Here is a 7307-nt window from a genome sequence, read left to right on the forward strand (position 1 = left end):
ACTGAACGAAGCAGCGCTCAACCCGGTAATCTAGCAGCCGGGCTGGCGCCTGCCCCAAGAGCATAACCAAACAGCGGGCGAACAGCGCACTAAATCACTGGATTCGAGTCCAACGCAGCACCTTAGCCTGCGCATTGCATACTTTTTAACCAAGGCCTCGCCGCGATGAAAAAAACCCTCTTTGTTCTTTCTGCCCTTGCCCTGCTGACCGCCTGCAACCAGGCGTCCACGCCAGCGCCCAAACCCGCACCGCCTTCCGTGCAGGCCACCCTGGTACCCGAAACCCCGCCCACGGATAAATGGGTCGGCAAATGGATCGGTGTCGAAGGCCTGCACTTGACCATCGCCAAGGACGACAGCGTCGGCCGTGGCCATTACCTCCTGACCATGCAATACGGCCTCGACGCCGACGACTCGGGCACCTTCAAGGGTGAAGCGGCCGAAGACGGCATCGCCTTCACCCGTCCGGACGGCCCGCAATTGCTGCGCGCCGGCGACGGAGAAGCGACTGGGCTGAAATGGCTGGCGGATAAAAAAGACTGCCTGATCGTCGCCACCGGCGAAGGCTATTGCCGTTAATACCGACCATACTCAGACACTAAATTAGTGTAGGAGCGAGCTTGCTCGCGAAAATCGTTAACGATAACGCGGGCAATCTGGTTAAACGCGGTGTTTGTGCGTTTTTCGCGAGCAAGCTCGCTCTTACAGAAGGCTGATCAAGAGGATTGCCCCATGCTATGGAAAAAAGGCCGACGCAGCGACAACGTGGTGGATGCCCGCGATGACAGTGGCGGCGGTGGCGGGATGCGCTTTGGCGGCGGCAAGGGCCTGAGCCTGACCGCGATTGTGCTGATCGTCGGCATCGGCTGGCTGACCGGCCAGGACCCGATGCAGATCCTCGGCCAGTTGACCGGCCAGATGGAACAGGCACCCTCGGTGAGCACGCAGTCACGCCAGGCACCGCCGGCCAACGATGAGCAGGCCGACTTCGTACGCGCGGTGCTGGGCGATACCGAAGACACCTGGGGCCAGGTGTTCCAGGAAAACGGCCTGGCCTACAAGAACCCGAAGCTGATTCTGTTCCGTGGCCGGGTCAATTCCGCCTGCGGTGGCGCCACCTCGGCCAGCGGCCCGTTCTATTGCCCGGCTGATCAGCAGGTCTATCTGGACCTGGATTTCTTCCGGGAAATGTCCCAACGCTTCCAGGCGGCCGGCGATTTCGCCCAGGCCTATGTGATCGCCCACGAAGTCGGGCACCACGTACAAACATTGCTGGGCATTTCGTCGAAGATCCAGGCCGCACGCCAGCAAGGCCGACAAATGCAAGGTGACGGTGGCCTGCTGGTGCGCCAGGAGCTGCAAGCCGACTGCTTCGCCGGTGTGTGGGCCAACCGTGCGCAAAAGCGCCTGAACTGGCTGGAGCCTGGCGACATTGAAGAAGCACTGAACGCCGCCAACGCCATCGGCGATGACCGTTTGCAGCAGCAGGGCCAGGGCCGCGTGGTGCCGGACTCGTTTACCCACGGCACCTCGGCACAGCGGGTGCGCTGGTTCAAGACCGGCTTCGCCAAGGGCCAGATCACTCAATGCGACACGTTCGCTGCCAAGAGCCTATAAATGAATCAACGATTGGGACTGCTGTTGGGCCTGTTGCTCATCTCGTCATCCGCCTGGGCCGCCGAGCAGGGCGTCAAGGTGGTCAGCCCCGAGCGTTTTCATCTGGAGGCCGGCGATCTCAGCCTCGGCCTGAGCCAGGACTGGCGCCAGCCACTGCCCGACGTCGCCCGCGCGTTGATCATCGTGCACGGGCGCCTGCGCAATGCGCAGACCTACCTGCAAAGCGGAATGGATGCCGCCGAACACGCAGACGTTGGCCCCACCACATTGATAATCGCGCCGCAGTTTCTCAATGGGGCCGACGTCAAGCGCAACCATCTGGACAATCAGTTGCTGCGCTGGAAGGGCAATGACTGGATGGCCGGCGATGCCTCCACCGGCCCAGGCCAGATCAGCTCTTTCGGCGCCCTCGACCAGATCATCAAGCACCTGGGCAACCGCACGCTGTTCCCGGCGCTGAAGGAAATCGTGGTCGCAGGTCACTCCGGCGGTGGCCAGGTGGTGCAGCGCTTCGCCCTCACCGGCCACGCGCACCCGGCCCTGCAAAACGAGGGCATCCGCCTGCGTTATGTGGTGGCCAACCCCTCGTCCTATGCCTACTTCAGCCCACAGCGGCCGGTGAAGTTCGAGACCGCCAGTTGCCCGGGCTTCAACACCTGGAAGTACGGCATGCAGAACCTGCCGGCCTACGCCAACGGCCAAAGCGCCGAGCAGCTTGAGCAGGGCTACGTGTCACGTAACATCACTTACCTACTGGGCCAGCAAGACACCGACCCGAACCACCCGGCGCTGGATAAAAGCTGCGAAGCCGAGACCCAGGGCGCGTATCGGCTGATTCGCGGGCACAACTACTTTGACTACCTCAAGCAGCGCCATCCGCAGTTGCGCCAGACGCTGGTGGAAGTGCCGGGGGTGGGGCATGACGGGGATGGGATGTTTACGTCGCCCGAGGGCCAGAAGGTACTGTTCACTCAGTAATACCTGACGAAACAGTCTCAAAATGTGGGAGCTGGATCATCCGGCGCAATGCAGCGCAGTCTGCAGCATGCCAATCCGCCAGCTCCGGCCACGGGTTCTCCGGCAGGTTGACCAACACCGTCCGCGCCCCTGCCGCCCGGCCGCAGTCCAGGTCAAAACGGTAATCGCCGACCATCACCATCTCGCTCGGCGATACATCCCACGCCGCCGCCAATTTCAACAACCCACCCGGATCGGGCTTGGGTGGCGCATCGTCGCGCCCCAGCACATCGTCCACGGCAAAGCAGTCCGCCAGGCCGATCGCCTCCAGGGTGATATGCGCCAACTCCCGCGCATTGCGAGTCAAAATGCCCAGGCGATAACCGCGCCCGGCCAGCTCGCGCACCAGTTCCACCGCACCGTCCGCCGCGACCGAGCCCAGCGCCAGCTCGCGCTCATGTTCGAGCAACCAGGCATGCTTGGCCGCTGCGATGTCCGCAGGCAAAGCGGCGAGGTGGGTGAGGATGTCGTCCTCGGGGGGAATGTCCAGGGCCACGCGAATCGCCGCAAAGTCATGCACCGCGACCGTCAGGGTGCCGTCCATGTCGAACACCCAGTGCTTAATGTCCGTCAGGCTCATGCCCAATCCTTGCGATGGCGAATCAAGCCTTCCTGGGTCACCGACGCCACCAGTTGCCCGGCGCGGTTGTACACGCTGCCGCGGGAGAACCCACGGGAATTGCCGGCCCATGGGCTGTCCATGGCGTACAGCAACCAGTCATCGGCACGCAGGTCGGCGTGGAACCACAACGCGTGGTCGAGGCTGGCGACCTGCATGTCTTTCTGCCACACGGTCTTGCCGTGGGGCAGCAACGAGGTGGTCAGCAGGCCGAAGTCCGAGGCGTAGGCCAGCAGGTATTTGTGCAGCGCCGGCGTATCAGCCAGGGCACCATCGGCGCGAAACCACACATATTTGACCGGGTCGGACGGCTGCGGGTTGAACGGGTCTTTTTCGGTGACCGGGCGCACTTCGATGGGCTTGGGGCACAGCAGCTTGTCGCGCATATGCTCGGGGATCAGGTGCGCGCGCTGCTGGGTCAGCTCCAGCTCCGACGGCAGGTTTTCCGGGCCGACCACCACGGGCATGGTGGTCTGGTGCTCGAAGCCGGCCTCGTCGTACTGGAACGAAGCGCTGCAGGTGAAGATCGGGTGGCCCTTCTGGATCGCCGTCACGCGGCGGGTGCTGAAACTGCCGCCATCGCGTACACGGTCCACCGAATACACCACCGGCAACTTCGCATCGCCGGGGCGCAGGAAATAGCCATGCAGGGAATGCACATGTCGCGCTTCTTCGACGGTCTGGCTGGCGGCCGACAGCGACTGGCCGAGCACCTGGCCACCGAACAGTTGGCGAAAACCCAGGTCCTGGCTGCGGCCGCGAAAGAGGTTTTCCTCGATCGGCTCCAGGGTCAGCAAGTCCACCAGATCTTCCAATACTTGGCTCATTCAAACTCTCCTCAGAGCAAAACGGTATCTACCTGTAGGAGCGAGCTTGCTCGCGAAGATCGTTAACGATAACGCAGCGCTTCTGGTTTACAGCAGCGCTCTTGCGTTCTTCGCGAGCAAGCTCGCTCCTACAGGGGGTCTATTGGGCATTCCGGGCTGCTTATCCGTGCAGCGTGTCCAACCATTGGGCGCGGGTGATGCGGTACAAAACGTGGGGGCACAGCGGGTCATCGGCTGCGACCTTGGGGTGTTCAAAATCTGCCTGGGGATCGTAATGCATACCGATGGCCTGCATGACTTTTTGTGATGGCAGATTGGCTTGAGTGGTGAAAGCGACGATTTCGTCCAACTGCAGACGGTCGAAACCACAGCGCAGCGCGGTCCAGGCCGCCTCGCTGGCATAACCCAGGCCCCAATGCTCGCGGGCCAGGCGCCAGCCGATTTCCACTGCGGGGGTAAAGCCCGCTTCGAAGCTGACGTTCTGCAACCCGGTCAGGCCGATAAACTCACCGGTGTCCTTGCGTTGCAGGGCCCACAGGCCAAAACCGTATTCGGCGAAGTGGCCGCGAATCCGGCCGATCAGGGCGGCGCTTTCCAGGTGGCTCAATCTGGCCGGGAAATAGCGCATCACCTGCGGGTCGGCACACATGCGCGCAAATTCCGTCAGGTCGGCATCGCGCCATTGGCGCATGACCAGGCGCGCGCTTTCCAATTGCAATATCTCCTCCATGGGTCCCCTCCCCTTGCCATGTGCGTGAGTGTACAGCGCTGTTAAGATCCTTCGCAGATCCCCGTCAGAAAATCCCATGCCTTTGCCATTGATCTACCACGATGACTACAGCCCTGAGTTCCCGGCAGACCACCGGTTCCCCATGGACAAGTTCCGCCTGCTGCGTGACCACCTGGTGGCCAGCGGCCTGACCGAAGACAGCCAATTGCTGCGCCCGTCGCTGTGCCCACCGGAGATTCTGGCCCTCGCCCATGAACCTGGGTATATCGAACGCTACATGAGCGGCGAGTTGTCCCGCGAGGACCAACGGCGCCTTGGCCTGCCCTGGAGCGAAGCCCTGGCCCGGCGCACCGTGCGCGCGGTCGGCGGCTCGATCCTGGCGGCGGAGCAGGCGCTTGAGCATGGCCTGGCCTGCCACCTGGCGGGCGGTACCCACCACGCCCACTACGACTACCCGGCGGGCTTTTGCATCTTCAATGACCTGGCGGTGATCAGCCATTACCTGCTGGCCAGCGGCCGGGTCAACCGCGTGCTGATCTTCGACTGCGACGTGCACCAGGGCGACGGCACCGCGCGCATCCTCCACGACACGCCGGAGGCGATCACTGTGTCCCTGCACTGCGAAAAGAACTTCCCTGCGCGCAAAGCCCAGAGCGATTGGGACATCCCGTTGCCCATGGGCATGGGCGATGCCGACTACCTCACGGTGGTGGACGACGCCCTCAACTACCTGCTGCCGCTCTACCAGCCGGACCTGGTGCTGTACGACGCCGGCGTCGATGTGCACAAGGATGACGCCCTCGGTTACCTCAAGCTGACAGACGCAGGCGTGGCCGCCCGCGATGAAAGCGTGATGCGCCACTGCCTGGGCCGCGACATCCCGGTGATGGGCGTGATCGGTGGCGGCTACAGCAAGGATCGCCCGGCCCTGGCCCGCCGCCACGGCATCCTGCACCACAGCGCGCAGCGGGTGTGGACGTCATCAGGGTGTCATTGAAGTGTGAGCGTTACCCACAATGCCTGTGGAACGGCCTGTGGATAACTTGAGCGTAAGCGTCTAAGAGCCCGTAGCTGCCTAGCCTGTAGGAAGCTGTACATTTTTTGATCAGGCAACGCCGCGCGCCTCGGGTAGAATGCCCGACTTATTTCCGCGATCGTAGCCCTGCCCATGTCCGATATTTCCTCTCGACACGTCACCATCATCGGCGGCGGCCCTGCCGGGCTGATGGCCGCCGAAGTCTTGAGCCTGGCCGGGGTGCGAGTAGACCTGTACGACGGCATGCCTTCGGTGGGGCGCAAATTCCTGCTGGCCGGCGTGGGCGGCATGAACATCACCCATTCCGAAGCGTACCCAGCGTTCCTGTCGCGCTACGCCGAGCGAGCCCCGCAAATAGCACCGTTGCTGCGTGGGTTTGGTGCCGAAGCGTTGTGCGAATGGATTCATGGCCTGGGTATCCAAACCTTTGTCGGCACCTCCGGTCGCGTATTTCCTACCGATATGAAAGCCGCCCCGCTATTACGTGCCTGGCTCAAACGCCTGCGCGACCAGGGCGTGGTTATCCACACCCGGCACCGTTGGGTGGGCTGGAATGTCGAGGGTGATTTACTTATCCACAGCCCGGACGGTGAAAAAGTTGTCCACAGCGATGCCGTGCTCTTGGCCTTGGGCGGCGGCAGTTGGTCGCGCCTGGGCTCCGACGGCGCCTGGCTCAAGCTGCTGGAGGATAAAGGCCTGCCTTGCGTGGCCCTGCAACCCAGCAATTGCGGCTTCGAGGTGTCGGCCTGGAGCGACTTGATGGTCAGCAAATTCGCCGGCGCACCGCTGAAAAACGTCGCCATTGGGCTGGGGGATGACAAGCCGCGACTCGGCGAATGCGTGATCACCGCCACCGGTATCGAGGGCAGTTTGATCTACGCGCTGTCGGCGCCGATTCGTGAGGCGATCAACCGTAATGGCTCGGCGACGGTGCATATCGATTTGCTGCCGAGCAAGCCATTGGACAAGGTCCAGGCCGCCTTGACCAAGCCGCGTGGCTCACGCTCGATGAGCAAGCATTTGCACAGCCAATTGGGTTTGGATGGGGTCAAGGCGGCGCTGTTGCGCGAGTTGGCACCCGCCGAACACTTCAACGACCCGGCGCAATTGGCGGTGGCTATCAAGGCGTTGCCGCTGACAGTGGTGAAGACACGGCCGATGGATGAAGCCATCAGCACCGCAGGCGGCGTGCCCTTTGAAGCGTTGGATGAGCGGCTGATGCTCAAGCAATTGCCGGGGGTGTTTTGTGCGGGGGAGATGCTGGACTGGGAAGCGCCGACCGGGGGGTATTTGCTGACGGGGTGTTTTGCCAGTGGCAGAGCGGCTGGGCGGGGGATGTTGGAGTGGCTCAACCGCTGAGATCTGCGGTGGATTCAAAGCCGCCATCGGGGTGTAGAACCGTAGACATCGTTTACATCTGAAACCGGGGACATCGTTTACACATTTGAGGCCTGGACGCGG

Annotated in this window: 8 protein-coding genes; 5 read left to right on the forward strand and 3 right to left on the reverse strand. The window is 62.6% G+C overall.

The window, feature by feature from the left end; all coding sequences use genetic code 11:
* Positions 1–165: 165 nt before the first annotated feature.
* From AC07OP_RS21940 to AC07OP_RS21950, 3 genes are all read left to right on the forward strand, one after another.
* Positions 166–579: a membrane lipoprotein lipid attachment site-containing protein gene (locus AC07OP_RS21940; protein WP_495102408.1), complete on the forward strand. Its 414-nt coding sequence runs from the start codon at positions 166–168 to the stop codon at positions 577–579.
* Positions 580–732: 153 nt separating this feature from the next.
* Positions 733–1617: a KPN_02809 family neutral zinc metallopeptidase gene (gene ypfJ / locus AC07OP_RS21945; RefSeq protein WP_495102407.1), complete on the forward strand. Its 885-nt coding sequence runs from the start codon at positions 733–735 to the stop codon at positions 1615–1617.
* A complete protein-coding gene (locus AC07OP_RS21950) occupies positions 1618–2595 on the forward strand; it encodes an alpha/beta hydrolase (protein ID WP_495102406.1) in 978 nt (325 codons plus the stop codon).
* Here AC07OP_RS21950 and AC07OP_RS21955 read toward each other — a convergent pair.
* The 3 genes from AC07OP_RS21955 to AC07OP_RS21965 form a co-directional block, all read right to left on the reverse strand.
* The gene (locus AC07OP_RS21955) at positions 2585–3214 is read right to left on the reverse strand and encodes an HAD family hydrolase (RefSeq protein WP_281113638.1); all 630 of its coding nucleotides are present in this window, start codon (positions 3212–3214) and stop codon (positions 2585–2587) included. The genes AC07OP_RS21950 and AC07OP_RS21955 overlap by 11 nt on opposite strands.
* On the reverse strand, positions 3211–4080 hold the full coding sequence (gene tesB, locus AC07OP_RS21960; protein ID WP_027605282.1) for an acyl-CoA thioesterase II: 870 nt from the start codon (positions 4078–4080) through the stop codon (positions 3211–3213). Before tesB ends, AC07OP_RS21955 begins: the two co-directional genes overlap by 4 nt.
* 160 nt (positions 4081–4240) lie before the next feature.
* Positions 4241–4810 carry a GNAT family N-acetyltransferase gene (locus tag AC07OP_RS21965; protein WP_115487538.1) on the reverse strand — a complete coding sequence of 190 codons (570 nt, stop codon included), beginning with the start codon at positions 4808–4810 and terminating at the stop codon, positions 4241–4243.
* 76 nt (positions 4811–4886) lie between these two features.
* On the opposite strand from AC07OP_RS21965, the gene AC07OP_RS21970 reads away from it, so the two are divergent.
* Positions 4887–5807 carry a histone deacetylase family protein gene (locus AC07OP_RS21970; RefSeq protein ID WP_065938335.1) on the forward strand — a complete coding sequence of 307 codons (921 nt, stop codon included), beginning with the start codon at positions 4887–4889 and terminating at the stop codon, positions 5805–5807.
* Between the two features lie 171 nt (positions 5808–5978).
* Complete coding sequence (locus AC07OP_RS21975) at positions 5979–7205, forward strand: TIGR03862 family flavoprotein (RefSeq protein WP_495102405.1); 1227 nt, start codon at positions 5979–5981, stop codon at positions 7203–7205.
* Positions 7206–7307 lie beyond the last annotated feature (102 nt).

It is taken from the genome of Pseudomonas sp. GW821-FHT09D08, assembly GCF_059416305.1.